At 27.7% G+C, this 22,803-nt stretch carries 21 protein-coding genes; 3 read left to right on the top strand and 18 right to left on the bottom strand.

Annotated features, from left to right (window positions below; all coding sequences use genetic code 11):
* Positions 1-148: 148 nt before the first annotated feature.
* From HMPREF2782_RS00685 to HMPREF2782_RS00635, 11 genes are all read right to left on the bottom strand, one after another.
* A complete protein-coding gene (locus HMPREF2782_RS00685) occupies positions 149-562 on the bottom strand; it encodes a DUF2871 domain-containing protein (protein ID WP_070605061.1) in 414 nt (137 codons plus the stop codon).
* Positions 563-574: 12 nt separating this feature from the next.
* A complete protein-coding gene (locus tag HMPREF2782_RS00680; RefSeq protein WP_070640104.1) occupies positions 575-2,608 on the bottom strand; it encodes an ABC transporter ATP-binding protein in 2,034 nt (677 codons plus the stop codon).
* Positions 2,601-4,361 carry an ABC transporter ATP-binding protein gene (locus HMPREF2782_RS00675; RefSeq protein ID WP_070640101.1) on the bottom strand — a complete coding sequence of 587 codons (1,761 nt, stop codon included), beginning with the start codon at positions 4,359-4,361 and terminating at the stop codon, positions 2,601-2,603. Before HMPREF2782_RS00675 ends, HMPREF2782_RS00680 begins: the two co-directional genes overlap by 8 nt.
* Positions 4,345-4,818: a MarR family winged helix-turn-helix transcriptional regulator gene (locus tag HMPREF2782_RS00670; RefSeq protein WP_070640098.1), complete on the bottom strand. Its 474-nt coding sequence runs from the start codon at positions 4,816-4,818 to the stop codon at positions 4,345-4,347. The genes HMPREF2782_RS00675 and HMPREF2782_RS00670 overlap by 17 nt, the downstream gene beginning before the upstream one ends.
* Positions 4,819-4,940: 122 nt before the next feature.
* Complete coding sequence (locus tag HMPREF2782_RS00665) at positions 4,941-5,423, bottom strand: hotdog domain-containing protein (protein ID WP_070640095.1); 483 nt, start codon at positions 5,421-5,423, stop codon at positions 4,941-4,943.
* 9 nt (positions 5,424-5,432) lie between these two features.
* Positions 5,433-6,473 carry a hypothetical protein gene (locus HMPREF2782_RS00660; protein ID WP_070640092.1) on the bottom strand — a complete coding sequence of 347 codons (1,041 nt, stop codon included), beginning with the start codon at positions 6,471-6,473 and terminating at the stop codon, positions 5,433-5,435.
* Between the two features lie 124 nt (positions 6,474-6,597).
* Entirely contained in the window at positions 6,598-7,086 is a 489-nt protein-coding gene (locus tag HMPREF2782_RS00655; RefSeq protein ID WP_004839015.1) for a prolyl-tRNA synthetase associated domain-containing protein, read from the bottom strand.
* Between the two features lie 150 nt (positions 7,087-7,236).
* Positions 7,237-7,755 (bottom strand): adenine phosphoribosyltransferase, encoded by a 519-nt coding sequence (locus HMPREF2782_RS00650; RefSeq protein ID WP_070640088.1) that lies wholly within the window; start codon positions 7,753-7,755, stop codon positions 7,237-7,239.
* Positions 7,756-7,765: 10 nt separating this feature from the next.
* Entirely contained in the window at positions 7,766-8,671 is a 906-nt protein-coding gene (locus HMPREF2782_RS00645; RefSeq protein ID WP_070640085.1) for an LCP family protein, read from the bottom strand.
* An 8-nt stretch (positions 8,672-8,679) separates the two neighbouring features.
* Complete coding sequence (locus tag HMPREF2782_RS00640) at positions 8,680-9,153, bottom strand: COG2426 family protein (protein WP_070640082.1); 474 nt, start codon at positions 9,151-9,153, stop codon at positions 8,680-8,682.
* 93 nt (positions 9,154-9,246) lie between these two features.
* Entirely contained in the window at positions 9,247-11,808 is a 2,562-nt protein-coding gene (locus HMPREF2782_RS00635; RefSeq protein ID WP_070640079.1) for an alkaline phosphatase family protein, read from the bottom strand.
* 173 nt (positions 11,809-11,981) lie between these two features.
* Here HMPREF2782_RS00635 and HMPREF2782_RS00630 point away from each other — a divergent pair, with 173 nt between their 5' ends.
* The 3 genes from HMPREF2782_RS00630 to scfB all read left to right on the top strand — a co-directional run bounded on the left by HMPREF2782_RS00630 (position 11,982) and on the right by scfB (position 14,977).
* Positions 11,982-13,322, top strand: coding sequence for an aminotransferase class V-fold PLP-dependent enzyme (locus HMPREF2782_RS00630; protein ID WP_070640076.1), 1,341 nt, complete (start codon positions 11,982-11,984; stop codon positions 13,320-13,322).
* Positions 13,323-13,375: 53 nt separating this feature from the next.
* On the top strand, positions 13,376-13,525 hold the full coding sequence (gene scfA, locus HMPREF2782_RS00625; protein ID WP_004817312.1) for a six-cysteine ranthipeptide SCIFF: 150 nt from the start codon (positions 13,376-13,378) through the stop codon (positions 13,523-13,525).
* A 66-nt stretch (positions 13,526-13,591) separates the two neighbouring features.
* A complete protein-coding gene (scfB, locus tag HMPREF2782_RS00620) occupies positions 13,592-14,977 on the top strand; it encodes a thioether cross-link-forming SCIFF peptide maturase (RefSeq protein ID WP_070640073.1) in 1,386 nt (461 codons plus the stop codon).
* A gap of 26 nt (positions 14,978-15,003) precedes the next feature.
* Here scfB and HMPREF2782_RS00615 read toward each other — a convergent pair whose 3' ends face one another.
* The 7 genes from HMPREF2782_RS00615 to prfA are packed head-to-tail and all read right to left on the bottom strand — an operon-like array spanning position 15,004 to position 22,803.
* Positions 15,004-15,636 (bottom strand): ComF family protein, encoded by a 633-nt coding sequence (locus HMPREF2782_RS00615; RefSeq protein WP_070640070.1) that lies wholly within the window; start codon positions 15,634-15,636, stop codon positions 15,004-15,006.
* Positions 15,633-17,786, bottom strand: coding sequence for an SF1B family DNA helicase RecD2 (locus tag HMPREF2782_RS00610; protein ID WP_070640067.1), 2,154 nt, complete (start codon positions 17,784-17,786; stop codon positions 15,633-15,635). Before HMPREF2782_RS00610 ends, HMPREF2782_RS00615 begins: the two co-directional genes overlap by 4 nt.
* Before the next feature lie 2 nt (positions 17,787-17,788).
* On the bottom strand, positions 17,789-19,066 hold the full coding sequence (murA, locus tag HMPREF2782_RS00605) for a UDP-N-acetylglucosamine 1-carboxyvinyltransferase (protein ID WP_070640064.1): 1,278 nt from the start codon (positions 19,064-19,066) through the stop codon (positions 17,789-17,791).
* A 9-nt stretch (positions 19,067-19,075) separates the two neighbouring features.
* The gene (upp, locus tag HMPREF2782_RS00600; RefSeq protein WP_019117496.1) at positions 19,076-19,705 is read right to left on the bottom strand and encodes a uracil phosphoribosyltransferase; all 630 of its coding nucleotides are present in this window, start codon (positions 19,703-19,705) and stop codon (positions 19,076-19,078) included.
* 10 nt (positions 19,706-19,715) lie between these two features.
* Positions 19,716-20,753 (bottom strand): L-threonylcarbamoyladenylate synthase, encoded by a 1,038-nt coding sequence (locus HMPREF2782_RS00595; protein WP_070640060.1) that lies wholly within the window; start codon positions 20,751-20,753, stop codon positions 19,716-19,718.
* Entirely contained in the window at positions 20,725-21,729 is a 1,005-nt protein-coding gene (locus tag HMPREF2782_RS00590) for a cation diffusion facilitator family transporter (RefSeq protein ID WP_070640057.1), read from the bottom strand. Before HMPREF2782_RS00590 ends, HMPREF2782_RS00595 begins: the two co-directional genes overlap by 29 nt.
* Positions 21,730-22,803: a peptide chain release factor 1 gene (gene prfA, locus HMPREF2782_RS00585; RefSeq protein ID WP_004839028.1), complete on the bottom strand. Its 1,074-nt coding sequence runs from the start codon at positions 22,801-22,803 to the stop codon at positions 21,730-21,732.

Raw genomic sequence — 22,803 nt, 5'->3', positions numbered from 1 at the left:
AATTTCAGTAAGCTTTAAAAATTCTAAAAATTTTTAAAAGCTTTCAATTTATTTTATTTTTTAAATAATTACATAAAAAAAAGACTATAGAAAAATTATTAATAATCATAATTTACCTACAGTCCCTTTTAATTTTCATTTGTAATTTTTATTTTGCAATAGATTTTAAAGACTTAAAGAAAAAGTAAAATGCTACTGCCATCAATATATGAAATACTCCTGCAATTCCTGAAATTGACATGTCCATTGCTTTTGTCAATTGGCTTGCGTTAACTTGTGTTAAGCCTCTTACAAACATTGTAAGACTTGTTCCTACTAGAGCAATGTTATAAACTTTATAAAATCTTGAAAAACTTTTTGTTTTTATTAAATCTTCTTTGTTGTAAGCGTAAGCTCCTATTATCAAAAATACTAACATTCCCAAAACTAAAACGTGAGGATGGACTTTTGAAAGACTTGTTAGTCCTGTAAATCCCTTAAATTTTGTATATTCTCTATAAAAAGCTCCTGCTGTTAAGCCATAAATCATATAAAACATTGCTGTGTTAATAATTTTTTTCATTTGATTATCCTTTTATAAACTAAATTGTGAATTGTAAAGATCAGCATAGAACCCATTTTTTTTCATTAATTGTTCATGATTTCCTTGTTCAATTATATTTCCCTCATCCATTACCAAAATCAAATCTGCATTTTTGATTGTTGATAATCTGTGGGCAATTATAAATGAAGTTCTTCCTTGTGCTAATTTATCCATAGCTTCTTGAACTAACTCTTCACTTCTTGTATCTACGTTTGATGTTGCTTCATCTAAAATCAAAAATGGTTTGTCATCAATCATAGCTCTAGCTATCGTAAGAAGTTGTCTTTGTCCTTGTGAAACTGAATCGTCATCATCAATTTTTGAATCTAGTCCTTTTGGTAAAGTTTTTATAAAATGATCTAAGCTTACAGATTTTATTACATGATTTAATCTTTTTTCTGAAATATCTTTTCTATTAAATAAAATATTTTCTCTAATTGTTCCTTTAAATAACCAAGTATCTTGCAAAACCATGGTAAATAAATCGTGGATATTTTCTCTTTTTAAATCATTTATTGATTTTCCATCAATAATAATATCTCCCTTATTTATTTGATAAAATTTCATTAAAAGATTTACCATAGTTGTTTTACCAGCTCCTGTTGGCCCAACTATTGCAACTTTTTGTCCTTTTTTAATATCAGCTGAAAAATTTGTAATAGTTGGTTTTTTATTTCCATCATAAGTAAATTCTACCTTTTTAAATTCAATATTTCCGAAGGCTTTTTGTGGATCTAAATATTCTTTTTTTTCTTTTTCATCTTCCATTTCTTTTTCATCAAGAAATTCAAAAACTCTCTCACTACTTGCTGCTGTTGATTGAATTGATGTCATAGCTTGTCCGATTTGTGAAAGTGGAGATGTAAATAATCTGACATAAGACATAAAAGCAACAATTACTCCAAAAGTAATTTTCCCTTTAATTGTCAAAACAGCTCCTACAATACAAATTGCAACGTAGCCCAAATTTCCAATAAAAATCATTAAAGGCATCATTAATCCTGACAAAAATTGACTCATCTGACTTGCTTTATAAACATCATAATTAGCCTTATCAAATTTATCTAGAACATAATTTTTGGCATTGTATGATTTTACAATATTTAAGCCCGAATAAACTTCTTCAATGTGTCCATTCAATTTTCCAAGTGATTTTTGTCGCATTGAAAAATATTTTTGACTTTTACCAATTATCAAAAACATAAATATAAAACCAAATGTGCTTGAAACAATAGCAGTTACTGCCATTTGCCAATTTGTGTAAAACATCATTATAATTGTTCCTAAAAATTGAACGATTGATGAGAAAAGACTTGCCAACGATTGGTTCATTGATTGGGCAATTGTATCAATATCATTTGTAACTCTTGATAAAATATCTCCAACAGAATTTTTATCAAAAAATGTCAATGGCAGTCTATTAATTTTTTCAGAAATTGAATTTCTTAGTTTTTTTGCAAATCTATTTGCAACTTCTGTCATTGAAATGGACTGGATAAATGTAAAAAATGAACTTATAAAATATAAAAGTGCTACTACAATTGCAATATTTTTTATTTTTTCCAAATCCATTTTTGGTTCAATTACTTTTTTTATTGATTTTGGGAATGATTCCAATTTTCTTAACTCTTTTAGCTGATCTTCTTTGGATAAATTTTTCATATCCATATTTTTTCCTTGGCTTTTTTGCATTATTTTTGCAAATTCCATTTGATCTTCTACGCTAATTTCAACTCCATCTATTGTTATTGGGACAAGACCTCTATTTTTCATTCCTTTTTGAATATTTTTAGCTATTGGTTCAATATTTTCTACTCTTGGTCTAATTCCAAGAGAAATTTCATCAACCATATCTGATAATTTATTTGGAGTAATTATTGTTAAAATTGAACCAACGATAGCAAGCACAATGCTAAGTCCTATTAAAAATTTAAATTCTTTTAATTCTTTTGTTAATCTTTTTATTGATGACTTTAAATCTTTTGGTTTTTCAATTTTCCCTCTTACATTTCCATGTCTAGCCATTATATAATTCCTCCTCACTTAGTTGGGATAGAGCAATTTCTCTATAAACATCACAGTTTTTTAATAATTCTTTGTGGCGTCCTTTTCCAACTATTTTTCCTTGATCTAAAACTATTATTTCGTCCGCATTCATAATAGTTCCAATTCTTTGAGCAACTATTAATTTGGTAGAATTTTCTGTAGATTTTTTTAATTCATTTCTCAAAATCGCATCTGTTTTGTAGTCAAGCGCTGAAAATGAATCATCAAAAATAAATATTTCAGGATCTTTTGCTATGGCTCTAGCAATAGATAATCTTTGTTTTTGTCCTCCAGAAATATTTGTACCACTTTGGGCTATCATAGATTTTTTGCCATCGTCCATTTTATTTACAAACTCACTTGCTTGAGCAATATCCAAAGCTTTTTCTATATCTTTATCACTAATTTCTTTTAGTCCTTCTCCAAAATCTATATTATTTTCTATGCTTTCATTAAACAAAAATGCTTTTTGTGAAACGTAGCCTAACTTATTATATAAATCTTTTAATGGATAATCTCTAACATCAATCCCATCTATTAAAATTTTTCCGCCACTTACATCGTAAAATCTTGGAATCAAATTAATCAAAGTAGATTTTCCTGAACCAGTTGATCCGATAAAGGCAACAGTTTCTCCCCTGTTTGCTGTAAAAGAAATATTTTCTAAAACTGCTTCTTCTGCATCAGGATATGAGAAGTATACATTTTGAAATTCTACTTTTCCTTTTATACCATTATCTTCTACTGCTCCATTTCCATCTTCTATTTTAATTTTTGTATTTAAAACTTCATTAATACGATCTGCTGATACATTTGCTCTTGGTAGCATCATAAAAATAAAGGCTAACATTAAAAATGACATAATAACTTGCATAGCATAAGATGAAAATACAACCATATTTCCAAATAATTCAATTTTTTCTGCAATCATTGCCCCATCAATTAATCTTGAGCCAATAAAATAAATTGCCAAAGCCAAAAAATTCATTACAAAAAACATAATTGGCATCATTAAAGCAAACATTTTTTGGTTAAAAGTTTGTAAATTTGTCAAATCTGTATTTACATCTTCAAATTTTTCTTCTTGATATTTTTCAGCATTAAAGGCTCTAATAACTCTAATTCCAATTAAATTTTCTCTTGTAACCCTATTTAATTTATCAATTAAATTTTGAACTAATTTAAATTTTGGAACTACAATCGCCATTATTATTCCTACAACAACCAACAAAAATACTACAGCTACGCTTGTAGCAGCTGACCATTGCCAGCTTTTATCAAGAATTTTATTTATAGCCCAAATTGCGGTTATTGGCGATTTTATTAACATTTGTAAGCCCATAGCCAAAAACATTTGTACCTGTGTTATATCATTTGTATTTCTTGTAATAAGGCTTGGAGTAGAAAATTCATTTATTTCCTCACTTGAAAAACTTGTAACCTTATCAAATAATTTTCTTCCAACATTTTTAGAAAATCTGGCAGAAACTGTAGAAATCAAATAACCAGTAATAACTGCACTAATCATTGAACCAAAGGCACAAGCCATCATGTAGCCACCATATTTTAAAACTTCATCAAGCTCACTTACTTCAGATTGAACCAACACCGTGATTTTTGACATATAATCAGGCATTTTCAAATCTAAATAAACTTGAAAGACAATAAAAATTATGGCTATTAAACCATAAATCACATCTATTTTTTTCAAATTTTTAAATAATTTTATCATTATTCATATCTCCATTATAATTTTCAATATTAATAATCATCTTATCAATAACATCACTAAATATTTCTAAATCTTTCTTATCTATATTTTTCGTCGCTATCCTTTCAATATCTCTCAAGTGATTTAAACCCTTTTGATACCTTTTGATAGCCAAATCTGTAAGAATAATTTTTTTAGATCTCAAATCCTTTTTATCAGTTTCTCTTACAATATATTCATTTGCTTCCATTTTTTTCAAAATATTTGATATTGTCGCTCGTCTTAGATTGAGAACTTCTTCTAAATCTCTTTGAAAAACATCCCTATCTTTATTTTCTATCAAATACGAAAAAATTTTTACTTGAGTTGGATTTGCTGCATTAGAATGGTCATGTCCTGAGCAGTTTTTTAGTTCCGACATTTTTCTAATCATACAAATATCCAAATCTTTTATTTTTTTTAAAATTCCTTCTTGCAAAATTTCCTCCTTGACGGAAAAATTATACTTTGAGAATTTTAATTGTCAACTAGCTAACATTATTTTCAAAAAAAATTCCAGCTATATATTTTTAATTTAAAAAATTTATAGCTGGATTAATTTTACATATTATCTTTTACTTTAACTGCAACCATTTTTGCTTTTGCTCGGATTTCTCCTTTTGCTAACAATTCCATATTAATAATTGCTTTTCTTTCGCCAATTTCTTCAAGCTTTGCTATTACTTCAATCTCTTCATTCATAGGAGTTGGTTTTTTAAAATCAACTTCAAGTCTTGCTGTTATAAATCTTCCTATTAATGTATTTTCATCAAATTCCAATCCATTGTTGATATGAGCAAAATATGCTGCTGAAGCTGTGCCATGACAATCAAAAATCATTGCAATCATTCCACCAAAAAGATTTTGAGGCACTCCACCCGTATACATTTCATTTGGAATAATTTTTGCCCTTACAGTTTTTTTATCATCACTTGGGAAAGATTTTAAATGCAATCCCTTATCATTTTTTGGTCCACAACCCCAACAATGTTGAAATCTATCGCCATAAGTTTCTTGTATAGAAATTTTTTTTGTATCTTTCATAAAAACTCCTTAATTTAAATTTTCTTTTATAATGCTATATAAGCTTATATCTTTTTTGCCCTTATTATTTAATTTTTCTTGCCAATTTTTAACTTCAATCTTATCCAAATACTGGCACAAAAGTGCTCCTGATTCATAAACTATTTTTTCTCCGATTATACTTTGATTGATTTGTCCTTTTTTTATTGTTGGAACTATTTCATCAAATTTTACATTTTTTGTATTATCAAAATACAAAATCCCATAATCATATCCAACAATTTTTGCTGCTTTTATCGATACATAATTTGCAGCTCCTTCCATTGTTTCTTCAAAAATTTCAGCTTGAATTTTTTCAGGATCAGTTTTTTCAAATCGTTCATCCATTACCTTTAAATATTCTTTACCCAAATTTTTTAAAATATTTACATCAGCATTTTCATCAAGAGCTTTTTTAATTTTTCCTAAAACTTTATACTCCCTATCCAACAAATCCAATTCCTTATCATTGTAAGAATATCCCCTAAAAGTTATATTATCCCAATCTTTTTGCATATAATAATGCAAGGCCTCATGGCTTAGAAAAGGCAAAAAATGTAAAGATGAAAATTTTTTATTTATTGAATCTTTGTCATATTTTACATAAAAAATATTATCCTTTCCTAAAATTTTATAATTCTTATCTTTTGTATTAAAATTTCCAATTAAATACTCAAATCTTTTTGGATATAATTTAGAAATCCTATAAATATTTATTTTATCTTCTTTGGTCTTTATTTTTTTAGCAAAAATCGACTTTATATTTTTATCCTTAGTAAGCAAATAAAAATTCCCCAGAATATTTTTATTGATTACTAATATATCCTTATCTTCTAGCTTATAATCTTGCCATAATTTTTTATCACTTTTTTGAAATTTATCGTATTCTTCTATAACTTGTCTATCTAATTTTGGCAAATTATCAAAGTCAGTTTTTAAAAATTTATTTGTCCATAAACTTATAATAAAACCTATAAAAACAATTATCAAAATATATTTTAATTTCTTAAATTTTTTTTCTTTCTTTTTCATTTTTTCTTCCTTTTTTTAAGACTTAGCTTTGTTAAAACCTATTTTATATTACAAAAATTCCACAAAAAAATCAAAATTTTATAAATAAAGAAATAAAAAGCATCTAAATTTAGATGCCTTAAAGTTATAATTCTATAATATTTACTTCATATCCTATATTATCCAAGTATTTGAACAAATCTTTTGTTTTTAAAAATAAAGTTTTTTCGTTTATATTTGGATGAAAAGTCATTATTTCTTCATCTACAATTTCTTTATCCATAAAAAATTTAATATCATGGTCTTCATTATTTAATAATCCAAAAGGAGAAACTGTTCCTGCTGGAAGTTTCATTTTTTCCATCAAAGAATTTTCAGATGCCATTTTTACTTTTTTCTCTCCAACTATATCTTTAAAACGATCCATATCTAATCTTTTATAATCATCCAATATAACCAAATAAAAATTTTTCTTTTTTCTATCAGTTAAAAACATAGATTTAGTACGAACACCATCATGCCCTTCTATATATTTGTCAGCTTCTTCAGTTGTAAATGCAGGCGGATGATCAACTATTTTAAAATCTATTTCCAATTCCTTTAATTTATTTTCAACCATTTTATATTGATCCATTTTTTCCTCCTAATAATTATTTTCCCTTACACATACTATACCCTTTAAAATTTTAGGCAAACATTATGAAAATTTATTGAAAACTTAAAAGTTATAAATATATTTAAATTTACCAAAATAAAAAACCTTCAAATTAATGAAGGTTTAATTTTAATGATCGTATTCGATTAATGAAATCACTTTATAATCTTTTAATTCCTCTCTTGCTTTAAGGCTTGTAAGTTCTATTAAAAATTCTAAGCAAACTATCTCGCCACCAAGTGATTCTACTAATTTTGTACAGGCTTTTGCAGAGCCACCCGTTGCTATTAAATCATCAACTATTACAACCTTATCCCCTTTTTTTAAAGCGTCTTCGTGAATTTCTATTGTGCTTTGTCCGTATTCCAAATCATAAGATAAAGATTTTATTTCTCCTGGCAATTTTCCTGGTTTTCTAACTGGAATAAATCCTACATTCAATCTGTCAGCAAGTGCTGCTCCAAAAATAAATCCTCTAGATTCTATTCCAATAATATAATCAAAATCTAAATCTTTTAATTTTTCTGCCATAAGGTCAATTGTTTCTTTGTAAGCCTCTTTGTTTTTTAAAAGTGTTGTTATATCTTTAAATGATATTCCTTCTTTTGGGTAGTCTTCAATTACTCTTATTGTTGATTTGATGTCCATAATTTCTCCTTTATTCTTCTAATAAATAATTATATAATATTTTATTTCTTATATCTATTGTCGCTTCATTGTCGGGAATATAATAAGATATTCCATCAATCATATCTGGGTATCCTGGAATTGTTTGTGTATTTATTTGAGCATCATCAATATTTTTAAATGCCCAGGCAAAAGATAAAATAGTTGACATACTTATATTTGAATCCATGTTTAAACTTACTTTTGAAATTACACCAGGAATTTTTATTATATTTTTTAGCTTTGTCATATTTTTTATAAATTGTACAACAAAATCTTGTTGGCAAGAAATTCTTCCCAAATCTGCATTTGCATATCCTTTTCTAAATCTACAATAATCAAGAGCTTGTTTTCCATTAAAATGATGAAGACCAGGTTCAATATTTTGAGCTGTTGCAATTTGGTCTGGAACATTTATATCCACTCCACCAAGTGCATCTACTCCATCTTCTACTGCCTGAAAACTAACTTCTGCATAATAATCTAAATCGATTGACAAGAAATTTCTTATAGTTTTTATTGTATCGTCCATACCACCATAAGAATGGGCAGCATTTATTTTATCCATATTCCCATCTACATTAACTCTTGTATCTCTAGGAATAGAAATTATATCTATGGTTTTGTTTTCTTTGTTCATCAAAACAAGCATAAGTGTATCAGTTCTTGTACCAAATTTTTCCCCAGTTGCATCTACACCTGCAAAAACAAATAGCAATTCATCTTTATTTTTTTGCTCAATCTCGTTACCTTCTCCAAGATCACTTCCTGTAAAATCATTTTCATCTTTTATTATTTGTGATCCTATAAATCCTCTTACAAGTTGAATTGCAAATAAAACTGTTAATCCCATTAAGATAATCAGTATTGCTTTTATAATTCTTTTTTTTATATTCATATAACTCCTTAAAAGAAAAAATTAGAAAAAGTATAAATAATAATTCCTGCAATTACATTTCCAACTGCTATCATCAACAAAGATCTTTTTTTATTTAAGCCAAGAATTGATGCAATCAAAGATCCCATCCAAACTCCTGTTCCCGGCAAAGGAATTGCTACAAATAAAAACAAACCTAAATATTCATATTTTTTTATTTTTTCTTCTTTTTTCTCAGCCTTTTTCAAAGCCCAAGCTGCAATTTTTTTAAGTTTAGCATTATTTTTCATGTATGCAAAAATTGGCATAATCCATAATAGTATAAAAATTGCTGGAATAGTTGAACCAATAATTGAATACAAATAAGCTTTAACTGGTTTAAATCCCATTGCAAGACCAATAGGAATTGAACCTTTTAACTCTATTAAAGGCAGCATGCTAATAATTATTAGGGCTATTTCATTTGAAAAATTTGATCTAATAAAATCTATTAGACTTTGCATTGATTCTCCTTTTTAAATTCTTATGTAGCTATTATATCATATTAATTAAACATGAAAAAACCGAAACCAAGATTTACTTGGTTTCGGAAAATTTTATTTTGAAGCTTCATTAAAATATTTATTTGATTTTGTATCTTGCTTCATTTCATAATAAATTAAGGAATTTAATTTATTATTTCTCTTTATAAATTCTTCATCTTTGCTTACTTCTTGACCTTCATTATTATATATTTGTTTAGTTGAAATAATTGGATAATCCTTGTGCATATCTAACATATATTTTTGATATGCTGATAATTTAATTCCACCAGCTTTTTCTAATAAATATGGCATTAAGTAATTTACTGATATATTTACATCCTTATCCTCTTCAATATCATAATTTGCCCAAATAGTAAGAGGCGTATGGAAAACATCCTTGTTTGTATAGTTGTCATTTGAGTTTATTAACTTCATAAATACATCGTAGTTTTGTGGTTGATGATCACCAAATATACAAAGTATTGTTGGTTCCTTATAAGATTTGAAGTATTCGATTAGATTTTTTAAATCCTCATCAGATTTTTTAAGCAAGTTTACATAATGGCTTGCCCCTTGATCATCTCCATTATTTTCATTTAAAACTTTGATGCCTCCAGGAATATTTGATGTATATCCACCGTGATTTTGCATTGATACAAGATATGCAAAAAGTGGTTTGTCATCAGATTTATTTTCAAATTGCTCTTTTATTTTATCGTAAGCCACTGAATCTTTTAAAAATCCATTAGTTGATTCAAAATTATTTGGGTTTTGGTCATAATCTGGTAAAAATGCAATATTTTTAAATCCTAAATTTGGCCATGCTTCTTGTCTTGAATAATTTGTTGGTTTATTTGGATGAGTTATAAATGTTTCATAACCTTGGTTTTCCAAAATTCTTGCTACTGATGTGTGACCTTCTTTTACATATTGTTGGAATGGATACGCTCCTAGTGGGAAAAATGTCAAAGGAACTGAAGTTAAAGTTTCGTATTCTGAATTTACTGTTCCTCCACCAAGGACTGAAACATAAGCATTTCCTTGAATTGCATTTTCTTCTAAAGATCTTTGGAAAGCTATTGGATTTTCACTTAATTTTAAATTTCCTTTTCCATAATAATCAGCAAGAGCTTCAGATTGAATCATTACAATATTTGGTTTCTTATTATCTTTTGTTCCAATATCCTTGTTGTAATATTCTTCTAATGTATTTTCTACTTCTTTTTCATCATAGCCTCTTGGTGCTGTAAGAATTTGGTTTGCAAAAATTCTATAAAAACTATATGGGGAACCTTCTACATAATAAGTTCTTGATGGTCTCCACAAGTTTACTCCAACTCCATTTTGCTTTATAAAATAATTTACGCTAACTACAGTAATCAATCCAAACATCGCACAATAACCAACAAGTTGTTTTGCATAAGACTTTTTGGAAATTGTAATTTTCCCTTCATTTATAGAAGAAATTACTAAAAGCCACAAGCTTGCAAGCGAAAATGCCATTAATGAATGTCCATTTAATTGAATAACTGTATCTTTTGCAACATCAGCTGCAACTCCAAGTGATCCCAAAAATGCTGGTATAAGAGGGGAATCTCTCAATATATACAAAGCATCATTAGCTATACCAAAAGCAATTGATAAAACTAAAATGAAAATCATTGAAAGTCTTTTTTTCCTAATTACAATATATATTAAAACTTGGATTAAGAATAAAATTAAAGCATTTATTAATATATAAATTACTTCCATGGAAGCAAAATTTGGATTGTAAGCTGATTCCAATATATAAAATGACATGAATGGATTTAGGATAAATAAAATCCAATTTGTCATATCAAGTGCTTTTATGTTTTGTTTTCTCTTGTAAATACTTTTCATTCCAAGAGATGCTAAAAATACAATTGATATAAATTCTACCAAATCATTGTAAGTAAATGGTGCACGGAAGAAAGTAAAATAAATTTCATTATTTACATGATCTCTTAGTTTACTCAAACCATAAACAGATACACCAAAAACTAAAAAATTCAAAATATAATCTTTACCTATGTATAAGATTTCTTTTTTCTTATTTTCTGCCTTTTCTATTCTTCTTATTAAATTATAAATAAAAAATGAAAATAGAACTATTGAGCCTATAAAAATTAATGTTTGTGTAAGAATTGATAAAAAGTCTGTGTAATTAATATCTACGTATGACCTGTTATCAGATGAGCTAGCATACATTGTCATTGTATGGTCTTTTAAATAAGTCATCACAGCTGTAGAATATTTTGGACTTGTTTCAAAATTTACTGTTAATTTATTAAACATCAATCTTGGACTAGGTTTAATACTTAATTTATTATCCTTGCTATAACCATTTGTTTGAATTGGATAGCCCGTTTTTGTATTTGCCTTTGTCCATCCTTTAATATCAACCTTGTTTAAGTCTAAAAGTTTATCTCCTTGATAAATCGAATTAATTTTAAAATTATTCGAATATTGGCTGCTAGGTTCCAATTGACTAATTTCAATTTTTTCGTTTGTATAAACTTTAAAAGAAAAATCTTCAATAAAGCTTTGAATAAAAAGCATTACAATCAAAGAAATTACAAACGAAGTAATTTTTAATTTTTTATTTTTATTCATTTAATCCTCTCTTTTCTAATTGTGAATTTTTTATATATTTTATGTTAAATTAATGTAAATTTACCAATACAATTATACATTATATCACAGATTATGTAAATAAAATGTCTAATTTCAAAAATTTATTTTTAAATTTTTTTAAGTATAATATTGGATAAAAGAAAGGATTAAAAATGTTAAATGAAAAATTAGATGATTATTTAAAAGAAGATTATTATCCATTTGCTATGCCTGGACACAAAAGAAATAAAAATTTGTTAAATAAAAAAATTTCTTACGAAAGAGATATAACGGAAATTAGAAATTTTGATAATTTGAATAATCCCCAAGGGCTTTTCAAAAAAATGGAAAATGAACTTGCTCATATCTATAAAGCTAATGATTTTATAATTTCAACTAACGGTTCAACCTGTGGAATTCTTGCATCATTAAGAGCTTTAACCCAAAAAAATAAAAATATTCTAGTCCAAAGAAATTCCCACAAATCTATTTTTAATGCAATTGAGCTTTTTGATTTAAATGCAGATTTTTTAAAGGTAAAAATTGACGAAAATGATATGGCTTATGACATTGATTACGAAGATTTGAATAAAAAAATCGAAAAAAATTCTTATTCTATGATTTTTCTTACTTCTCCTTCTTATGAGGGTTTTATGATTGATCTAAAAAAGATTAAAGAAATAATAAAGGATAAAAATATTTTATTGCTTGTTGATATGGCGCATGGTTCTCATACAATCTTATCCGATTATGAAAATAATTTTTCCTACGACCTAGCTATTACATCTTTTCACAAAAATTTATCAGCTTTAACTCCAGCTAGTGGCATTATTATAAAAAATAAAAATATTGATATTAAAAATTTAAGACGAAATATGGCAATATTTCAAACATCTTCCCCATCTTATCTAGTAAGTGGCTCAATTGATGATATGATTTCTAATTTTTCAAATTTTTATGGTCTGTGGGATAAATTATTGGAAAATTTAGCTAATTTGTATAAAACTGATTTGAAAAATTTAAAATTTATCAATTCTAAGTCTAAAGATATTTCAAAAATTATTATTTCTTGCAAAAATACAAATATTAACGGAAATGAGCTTTCTGATTTATTATATAAAGAAAAAATTGAAATTGAGATGGCAAGCCCAACTTATGTGATTTTGATTGCAAGTATTTTTGATAGGAAAGATGGATTTTTGAGATTAAAAAATGCCCTAGTTAAAATTGACAAGAATTTAAAATATAAAAAATCAAATTTTTCATTTGAATTTATTGAATGTGAAAAAAAATTATCTATTAAAGAAGCTTTTTGCAAAGATATTTCTTTGATTGATTTAGATAAATCTCAAGGCAAAATTTTTGCCTCATATATTTATGCTTATCCACCAGGAATTCCCCTTCTTATTCCTGGAGAAATTATTAATAAAAAAATTATTGACCAGATTAAATATCTTCAAACTATGGGAATTGATTTATCTTTGGAAAATTCTCACATTCCTATTATCAATTGACAAAAATTATCCATTTTGTTATTATGAATCTATAGGAAAAAGGAGATACATATATGAAAAGAATTATTACTTTAAATACAAGAAATCTTCACAAAAGCAAAAAAGACGGTGGCTGTGGCGAATGTCAAACATCTTGCCAATCAGCTTGCAAAACTTCTTGTGGAGTTGCTAACCAAGAATGTGTTAACACAAAAAATAAATAAGGGCAAGTCCCTTATTTTTTTATTGGATTAAATCCCAAGTATTTTACTATAAATTAAGGAGAAAAAATGATACACCAATATAAAGCAAAGGGTTATAATATTGTTTTGGATGTTTATTCCGGATCAGTTCATCTAGTTGATAAAATTTCTTACGATATTATAAGCCTATTAAATAAAAATAAAGAAAAATCTTACATAGAAAAAGAAATTAAAAATTTACATAACATAAATCAAGACCAATTTGACGAAGCTTATGAAGAAGTAAAAAGTTTAGTTAGCGAAAAAGTTTTATTTTCAGATGATGATTTTAAAGATTTAACCATTGATTTGGACAAAAGAAAAACTTATCTAAAGGCAATGTGCTTAAATGTAAGTCACACTTGCAATCTTTCTTGTGAGTATTGTTTTGCAAAAGAAGGACGATACCATGGCCCTGAAGCAATTATGACAGATGATGTTGCAAAAAAATCAATTGATTTTCTTTTAGAAAATTCAGGATCTCATTATAATTTGGACATTGATTTTTTTGGAGGAGAACCACTTTTAAATTGGGATTTGGTAAAAAATACCGTCGATTATGCAAGAAGTAAGGAAAAAGAATTTAATAAACATTTTAATTTCACTTTAACCACAAACGGAATGCTTTTGGATGATGAAAAAATCGAATATCTAAATAAAAATATGAAAAATGTTGTTCTTTCTCTTGATGGAAGAAAAGAAAAACACGATGAATTTAGGAAAACTCATGATGGAAAGGGCTCATTTGATAAAATTGTTCCAAAATTTCAAAAATTAGTAAAAAATCGTGGCGACAAAGAATATTATATGAGAGGAACTTTTACAGCAAACAATTTAGATTTTACTGAAGATATAAAGACATATTTAGATTTAGGATTTAAAAGAACATCCCTTGAGCCAGTTGTTGGAAATAATGAAGAGGATTACGCCCTAAAAGAAGAGCATCTTCCAAGAATTTTTGAAGAATACGAAAAACTTGCAGATATGTTAATAGATGCAATCGACAAAGACGACAAATTTATTTTTTACCATTATATGATAGATTTAAACAATGGGCCTTGCGTTTACAAAAGAATTTCAGGTTGTGGATCAGGATCAGAATATATGGCAGTTACACCAACAGGAGAATTATATCCTTGCCATCAATTTGTTGGAAACGATGATTTCAAAATAGGAAATGTTTTTGAAGGAATTAAAAAACCAGAAATAATTAAAAATTTCAAAAAAAATAATTTATATAGCCAAGAAAAATGCAAAGACTGCTGGGCACAAATGTATTGCTCAGGAGGCTGTGCAGCAAATAATTATAATGCAGGTGGAGATATAAATAAAATTTACGATTACGGATGTAAAGTTTTCAAAAAAAGAATAGAAATGGCACTTGCCGTAAAAATACACGAATTTTTAAAAGAAAGTGAAAAAGCAGAAGCATAGAAATAAGGTGCATTTATAAATGCACCTTATTTTTTTACCCTATGACTTGATGCAAGGGCAAGAATTCCTATATTTTTTGGATTTGCCTTTTCAATTGTTCTTATAATTTCTTTTATTGTATTAGAACTTGTAATAATATCATCAAAAATCAAAACTTTTTTCCCAGTCAAATCTCCGTCAAATTCAAAAGAATTTTTTAAATTTTTTGCCCTTTCTTCTCTTGACAGTTTATGTTGAGCCTTTGTGTTTTTTATTTTTTTAAAATTTTCTAAATATTTCATTTTAGTTTCATCTATAAAATAATCACAAATAAGTTTTATGTGGTCAAATCCCCTATTATTTAAAACAGATTTTGATGAGGGCGTCGTAAGAATATAATCAAAATCATCCATAGATTTTTCCTTAATATAATCATAAATCATTTGACCAAAAATTTTATAAAGGGAAGTATTTCTATTAAACTTAAAATCTCCAATCAAATGTGCCATAAAAGGATTATAAAAATACAAAACTCTAGCCTTATAATTTAAAATTTCAAATTCATTGTCAACATAATCAAGCTTTGAAAGACAAGTTTTGCACAAAGAAAATTTTTCTTTTTCTTCATCTTTGCAAAAAAGACACAAATTATCATCCAAAAACAAAAAATCTCCAATCATTTTAACGCCTCTGATAATTCTTTTATCCAAAAACTTAAATTTGTAAGTCTTTTTGATTCATTATTATTTTTAACCATTTGTTTTAAAATTTTCTTTTCTCCAAGTAAAATTACCAATTTTTTTGCTCTTGTTATGGCAGTATACAATAAATTTCTGTTTAAAAGCATAAAAGATGCTGGCATCATTGGAATTAATACGCAATCAAATTCAGAACCTTGAGATTTGTGAATTGTAATTGCATAAGATAAGTCCAAATCTTTAATATCTTCTTTTTTATATGAAACAATATTTCCATCATAAAATTCTACTTTTAAACTTTCCATATTTTTATCAATATCAATAATTCTACCAATATCTCCATTATAAACGCCATCATCAAAATTATCCGGATTTAAGCTTTCAAGTTCATAATTATTTCTAACTTGCATAACCTTATCCCCTAATTTAAAAATTCTATTGTTAATTTTAATTGAATTAGGATTTTTATTTAATTCTTTTTGGCAAAGATCATTTATATTAACAATTCCCCACAAAGATTTTTTGCTAGGCGCAAGTATTTGAATGTCGTTGATAGGATCAAGCTTATAGTAGTTAGGAAGTCTATTTTTTACCAAATCCAACAAATCATTTTGAAAATTTTTTGAATTTGAATTAATAAAGAAAAAATCCTTATTTTTTTGATTTAAAATTGGATACAAACCGTCATTTATTTTGTGAGCATTTACAACAATATTGCTCTCTTTGGCCTGCCTAAATATTTTTTTAAGTTTTACTGCTGTTATATCCGTATCCAAAATATCTTTCAAAACATTTCCTGCTCCAACACTTGGAAGTTGATTGTGATCTCCAACCAAAATTAAAGCGGTTTTTGATGAGAGAGCTTTCAATAATTTATCCATTAATTTAATATCAATCATACTTGCCTCATCAACGATTACATAATCGCAATCAAGAGTATTTTCCTCATTAAATTCTGGAATTGGGTTTTCTGGTTTTATTCCTATTAACCTATGAATTGTAAAAGCTACATTTTCTGTAGACTCTTGCATCCTTTTTGCAGCTCGTCCTGTAGGTGCTGCAAGATTAAATTTTAAATTATTTTCATTTAAAATATTACAAATAGCCTTTATTATTGTAGTTTTTCCAGTACCAGGACCTCCAGTAATTACTAAAAGCATATTATTAAAAGCTTCTTTTATAGCAATTTCTTGTTCTTTTGAAAAAGCATCAAAATCTTCATTTATTTTCACATCAAAAATATATTTTTCATTTTGAAGCCTAGAAAGATTTATTGCACATGATTTTTCTGCCTTATAAATATCTTTATCATATACAAATTCATCTTCTCCAATTTTTATAATTTGAATTTTTGATTTTAAAAGATCCTCATTTATCTGTTCATTTATTTTATTTTTATCTACCTTAATCAAATCAAAAGTTTTATTCAACAAATCTTCTTTTTTTAAAGCACAAGACCCACTCATTTCTGCATCATTTTTTAGAATATAAGAGATAGCTGCTGAAATTCTAAATTTAGAATCATTTTTCATTTGCATATTCATAGCAATATTATCAGCCATCACAAAACCAATTCCTGAAATGTCTTCAGATAATTTATAAGGATTTGTTTTCACAATAGAAATCGTATTATCTCCATAAGCTTTGTAAATTTTATTTGATAAGTTAAAAGAAATATTTAAACCTTGAAGATATAACAAAGCCTCCCTACTATCTCTAGCCTCAATCGTAGATTCTTTTATTTTTTCAAGTTTTTTCTTGCCAATTCCTTGTATAGATAAAAGTTTTTCAGATTCATTAAAAACAACATCAATAGATTTGTCCCCAAATTTTTCATAAATTAATTCAGCAGTTTTTTTGCCAATTGACTCAATATTTCCACTAGAAAGATAAGAAATAATTGCTTTCTTGCCTGAAGGCTTTTTTATCTTAGCACTTTCAACATTTATTTGCTCTCCATATTTGTCATGATAAATTAATTCGCCTTCAACAACAACTTGATCATTTTCATTAAAAAAAGGCATAATTCCAGTACAAGTTATAGGCGAGTCAGAAGTTTGTAAGGATAAAACCGTGTATCCATTTTCTTCATTTCTATAAATTATACTTTTAATTATGCCTTCAAATTTCATTATTAATTTACCTGTTTTCTTTCAATAAGAGCACCAAGTTTTGTAAACTTTTCAATCAAATCACTATATCCTCTATCAATATGATAAATATCAGATATTTTTGTCTCTCCATCAGCTACAAGTCCAGCAAGGATAAGAGCAGCTCCTGCTCTTAGATCTGTAGCTTTTACTTCTGCTCCATGAAGTTTATCAACTCCAACAATTACTGCCCTATTTCCTTCAGTAATTATTGCAGCTCCCATTTTTTTAAGCTCATCAACGTGCATAAATCTGTTTTCAAAAACAGTTTCTACAACTGAAGATTCGCCATTGCATACTGTCATTAATGCCATAAATTGAGATTGAACATCTGTAGGAAATCCAGGATATGGTAAAGTTTTAATACTTGTAGCTTTTAATTTTTTACAAGCTTTTACTCTAATCATATCATCATCTTCAATTTCTTCTACCTCTGCACCAATTTCGATTAATTTTGCTATAACTGGTCTTATGTGAGATCCCAAAACATTTTTAATTAAAATATCTCCGCCAGTAATTGCAGCAGCTAACATATAAGTTGCGGCTTCTATTCTATCTGGAACAATTGTATGTCTTGTTCCTTTTAATTTTTCTACACCCTTAATAATTATATTTGATGTACCTGCTCCAATTATATTTGCTCCCATTTTTGATAAAAACGATGCAAGATCTACAATTTCTGGTTCTTTTGCTGCATTTTCAATTACAGTTTCTCCTTCTGCCATGGTAGCTGCCATCATAATATTTTCTGTTGCACCTACTGAAGGAAAATCCAGATAAATTACATTTCCTGTTAAACCATTTTTTGTTTTTGATGATATTTCTTCGTGATTCATTGTAGTTTGAGCACCTAAAGCTTCAAAACCTTTCAAATGCAAATCAATTGGTCTTTTTCCAATATTACATCCACCAGGAGCTTTTGTTACTGCGTGTCCAAATTTTGCAAGCAATGGACCCATAACTATAAAAGATGCTCTCATTTTATCCATCAATTCAAATGGTGTTTCAAATTTATCAACTTTTGAAGAATCAATTCTAAGGCTTGTATCTGAAATATATTCAACCTTAGCATTTAAACTTCTAAGAATTTCCACCATAACTTCTATATCTTTTAATTTTGGCACTTCATCTAAAATAACTTCTTCGCTTGCCAATAAACTTGCAGCAAGAATTGGAAGAGCTGAATTTTTTGCTCCAGAAATATAAACTTCTCCCTTTAATGGTCCATTTTTTCTTACTACTAACATTTCTTCTTTACTCATACTATCCCCTTATTTAGTACCAAACAACCTATCTCCAGCATCTCCAAGTCCTGGCACTATATAACAATCATCATTTAATTTTTCATCCAATTGAGCAATATAAATATCTACATCTGGGTGTTCTTCTTGAACTCTTTTAATTCCTTCAGGTGCTGCAATTATATTTAATAATTTTAAAGAAGTACAGCCTTTTTCTTTTAATCTTTGGATGGCATCACAAGCTGAACCACCAGTTGCAAGCATAGGATCAATTACTAACATATCTCTTTTGTTAGAATCTTTAGGAATTTTTAAATAATATTCAATAGGTTTCATTGTTTTTTCATCCCTATACATTCCTATATGACCAACTCTTGCTGCTGGGAAAACTTCAATTAATCCATCAACCATACCGAGACCTGCTCTAAGGATTGGAATAATTCCAAGTTTTTTTCCAGAAAGTCTATAACCTGTTGTTTTACAAATTGGTGTTTCTATATCATATTCTTCTAAAGTAAAATCCTTACTTGCTTCATAAGCTAAAAGAATTGTTATCTCTTTTATAATTGATCTAAATTCATTAGAACCTGTATTCTTATCTCTTAAAATTGAAATTTTATGTTTGATCACTGGGTGATCCAAAATTGTTACTTTGCCCATTATTTCTCCTTTACAAATTAAAAATATTTCCAGATGCGGATTTTTTCATCCTATTCATTATACTCTTTCCAAGCCCAATGTCTTTAACTCCCTCAGCAAGAATTATATCTACATTTTTTCTATCCAAATCTCTTAAAGCTTCAAAAAGAACATGGCTCATTTCTATTAAATTATCTTTATTTCCTAAAGAAAGTGTAGTAAATTCTGAAAATTTTTCAGTATCCTTATCAAAAACTAAAATCCCTACTTTTTTCCCTTCATTTTTATATTTTAATGCTAAATCTTTTATTTTTTCTACACTTTTATCTCCAACAAAAACTTTCATCTCCGCTTTTGGCGCATAATGTTTGTATTTTTGACCAGGAGATCTTGGAACTTTTGAATCGTCAACCAATGAATCATCCAAACATACATTTGGAATAAATTTTTTTATGTATTCATAAGTGTAATAGCCTGGTCTTAATATACAAGGATTTTCCAAACTCATATCAATTACAGTTGATTCAATTCCAATATCTGAACTTCCTCCATCAATTATCAGTGGAATTCTTCCGTTCATGTCATAATAAACATCTTTTGCATTTGTTGGGGAAGGTCTGCCAGAAATATTTGCTGAAGGCGCCGCTATTGGTGTATTACAATATTTTATAAACTCTCTTGCAAGTTTATCTTTTGGTCTTCTAACAGCAACTGTATCTCCTCCACCTGTAATTATATCAGGAATTATTGAGCTTTTTTTAAGGATTACAGTAAGAGGACCTGGCCACAAATTTTTAATTAAAAATTTTGTCCTATCGTCAACTTTTTCTACTAATTCGTCAAGCTTATAATCTTCATCTATATGAAGAATCAATGGATTATCTTCTGGTCTATTTTTTGCCTTAAAAATTTTTTTAGCTGCTTTTGGATTTAATCCATCAGCTCCCAAACCATATACTGTTTCTGTGGGAAAAGCAACTAATTCTCCTTTTTTGATTATTTCAGCTGCACGGTTTAGGATATTTTCATCTATATTTTCTCTATCTATTTTCAATATCTCTGTTTGCATTTTTTACTGACTTTCTTAATTTCTCAATTATTTTTTTGTTTTCTTCATTTTCTATTAAGCAATAAGTTGGATCCATGTGTATGGTTATAGAAATATTTAACTCATTTAAAAGTCTAAGTTCAATATTTGTAACTGCTTGATGCATTATTCCTACACTTATATTTGATGGAACTTCTACATCGCAACTTCCTACAAGCTTTCCTCTACCATATTCATGAATTTTTAAATCGTGATAGCCATGGACAAAGTCGCCAGAAAGAATTATTTCTTCAATTTTTTTATGAAGGTCTTCACTGATTCCTTTTCCCAATAACTTATCTATCGTATCTATAAACAAATCTAAACCTGGTTTAAAGACAATAATGGATAAAATTATACCCAAAAGTGCATCGAGGTTAAAACTTATATATTTTTGTATAATTACAGCAAAAATAATAGAAATTGTTGACAATATGTCATTTCTTGCATCTATCATTACTGCATAATTTAATTTAGAATCTAGTTTTTTGTCTAAGTTTTTATTTAAAAAATAAATGTAAAATTTAAATCCTAAAGAAATAACAAGGATTATTATGCTAAGCTTAGAAAGTTTTGGTAAATTTCCTTTATAAAAACTATCTATAGAACTTGTAAATAGCAAAAATCCTACAAACATAATAAGAATTGAAACTAAAAAACTTGCTATGTATTCACTCCTACCATGGCCGTAAGGATGGTTGCTATCGGCTGGTTTGCTACTTGCTTTTGCTCCTACCAAAGTGATTAAACTCGTAAGGGCATCGCTCATATTATTGAAAGCATCTCCCATTACTGCTGAAGAAGATGCAATTATCCCTATGCTTATTTTTATTAAAAACAAAAATATATTAATTAATACTCCAACTAAACCCGATAAAGAAATTAATTTTAATCTTACTCTTTGTTTATCAGTGGATTTATAATCTTTTACAAATTTTTTTGCAAGAATTTCAAACAATTAGTCTTCTCCCATTGTCTTTAATTTTCTAGTTTGGTCTTCTGTTATCAAAGATTCTATCATCTCTTCAATATTTCCATCTAAAAAATCATCTAATTGATAAATAGTTTTGTTTATCCTGTGATCTGTTATTCTTCCTTGTGGGTAATTGTAAGTTCTGATCCTTTCTGACCTATCTCCAGTTCCTACTTGAGATTTTCTGTTATCCGAAATTTCTTTTTGTCTTTTTTGCTCTTCTATTTCATATAATCTTGCCCTTAAAACTCTCATTGCCTTGTCTTTATTTTTAATTTGAGATTTTTCATCTTGGCAAGTTACTACAAGTCCTGTTGGAATGTGGGTTAGCCTTACAGCAGAATCTGTTGTGTTTACACTTTGTCCACCGTTTCCACTTGACCTATAAACATCTGTTCTTATATCATTTGGATCGATTTTTATATCAACCTCATCAGCTTCTGGCAAAACAGCAACTGTCGCTGTTGAAGTGTGGATTCTTCCACCTGATTCTGTTTCTGGAACTCTTTGTACTCTGTGAACTCCAGATTCATATTTTAATTTTGAATAAGCACCTTCTCCTCTTACTATAAAAGTTGCTTCTTTCATTCCGCCGATTCCTTGACTTGATACGTCAATATCTTCTGTTTTATATTTTTGTTTATCGGCATACATGTGATACATTCTGTAAAGATTTCCAGCAAAAAGTCCAGCTTCTTCTCCACCAGCTCCTGCTCTAATTTCTACAATTACATCCTTGTGATCGTTAGGGTCAGTTGGTATAAGTAAAACTTTTAAATCTTCATTATATTTTTCAAGATTTTTTTTATTTTCATCAATTTCAGATTTCAAAAGATCAATCATTTCCTTATCATCAGCTTCTTTTAAAAGCTCAGTATTTTCATTAATCATATCTTCTGCAGATCTTATTTGATTGTATTTTTCAACAATTGGTTTTAATTGATTATATTCTCTTGAAACTTTTTTAAACCTTTCAGTATCAGATAAAACTTCAGGATCAGCAAGTTTTTTTTCTAATTCTTTGAAATTTTCTCTCATATGTTCTAGATTTTCTAACAT

The sequence above is a fragment of the Anaerococcus sp. HMSC068A02 genome (genome assembly GCF_001811125.1).
Taxonomy (GTDB): Bacteria; Bacillota; Clostridia; order Tissierellales; family Peptoniphilaceae; genus Anaerococcus; species Anaerococcus vaginalis_C.
This window is presented reverse-complemented; position numbering and strand designations above follow the sequence as displayed.

Bases quoted from the DNA above. Each gene is read 5' to 3' on its own strand.
- HMPREF2782_RS00685 (WP_070605061.1), bottom strand. From the start codon at position 562: ATGAAAAAAATTATTAACACAGCAATGTTTTATATGATTTATGGCTTA.
- HMPREF2782_RS00680 (WP_070640104.1), bottom strand. From the start codon at position 2,608: ATGGCTAGACATGGAAATGTAAGAGGGAAAATTGAAAAACCAAAAGAT.
- HMPREF2782_RS00675 (WP_070640101.1), bottom strand. From the start codon at position 4,361: ATGATAAAATTATTTAAAAATTTGAAAAAAATAGATGTGATTTATGGT.
- HMPREF2782_RS00665 (WP_070640095.1), bottom strand. From the start codon at position 5,423: ATGAAAGATACAAAAAAAATTTCTATACAAGAAACTTATGGCGATAGA.
- HMPREF2782_RS00660 (WP_070640092.1), bottom strand. From the start codon at position 6,473: ATGAAAAAGAAAGAAAAAAAATTTAAGAAATTAAAATATATTTTGATA.
- HMPREF2782_RS00655 (WP_004839015.1), bottom strand. From the start codon at position 7,086: ATGGATCAATATAAAATGGTTGAAAATAAATTAAAGGAATTGGAAATA.
- HMPREF2782_RS00650 (WP_070640088.1), bottom strand. From the start codon at position 7,755: ATGGACATCAAATCAACAATAAGAGTAATTGAAGACTACCCAAAAGAA.
- HMPREF2782_RS00645 (WP_070640085.1), bottom strand. From the start codon at position 8,671: ATGAATATAAAAAAAAGAATTATAAAAGCAATACTGATTATCTTAATG.
- HMPREF2782_RS00640 (WP_070640082.1), bottom strand. From the start codon at position 9,153: ATGCAAAGTCTAATAGATTTTATTAGATCAAATTTTTCAAATGAAATA.
- HMPREF2782_RS00635 (WP_070640079.1), bottom strand. From the start codon at position 11,808: ATGAATAAAAATAAAAAATTAAAAATTACTTCGTTTGTAATTTCTTTG.
- HMPREF2782_RS00630 (WP_070640076.1), top strand. From the start codon at position 11,982: ATGTTAAATGAAAAATTAGATGATTATTTAAAAGAAGATTATTATCCA.
- scfA (WP_004817312.1), top strand. From the start codon at position 13,376: ATGAAAAGAATTATTACTTTAAATACAAGAAATCTTCACAAAAGCAAA.
- scfB (WP_070640073.1), top strand. From the start codon at position 13,592: ATGATACACCAATATAAAGCAAAGGGTTATAATATTGTTTTGGATGTT.
- HMPREF2782_RS00615 (WP_070640070.1), bottom strand. From the start codon at position 15,636: ATGATTGGAGATTTTTTGTTTTTGGATGATAATTTGTGTCTTTTTTGC.
- HMPREF2782_RS00610 (WP_070640067.1), bottom strand. From the start codon at position 17,786: ATGAAATTTGAAGGCATAATTAAAAGTATAATTTATAGAAATGAAGAA.
- murA (WP_070640064.1), bottom strand. From the start codon at position 19,066: ATGAGTAAAGAAGAAATGTTAGTAGTAAGAAAAAATGGACCATTAAAG.
- upp (WP_019117496.1), bottom strand. From the start codon at position 19,705: ATGGGCAAAGTAACAATTTTGGATCACCCAGTGATCAAACATAAAATT.
- HMPREF2782_RS00595 (WP_070640060.1), bottom strand. From the start codon at position 20,753: ATGCAAACAGAGATATTGAAAATAGATAGAGAAAATATAGATGAAAAT.
- prfA (WP_004839028.1), bottom strand. From the start codon at position 22,803: ATGTTAGAAAATCTAGAACATATGAGAGAAAATTTCAAAGAATTAGAA.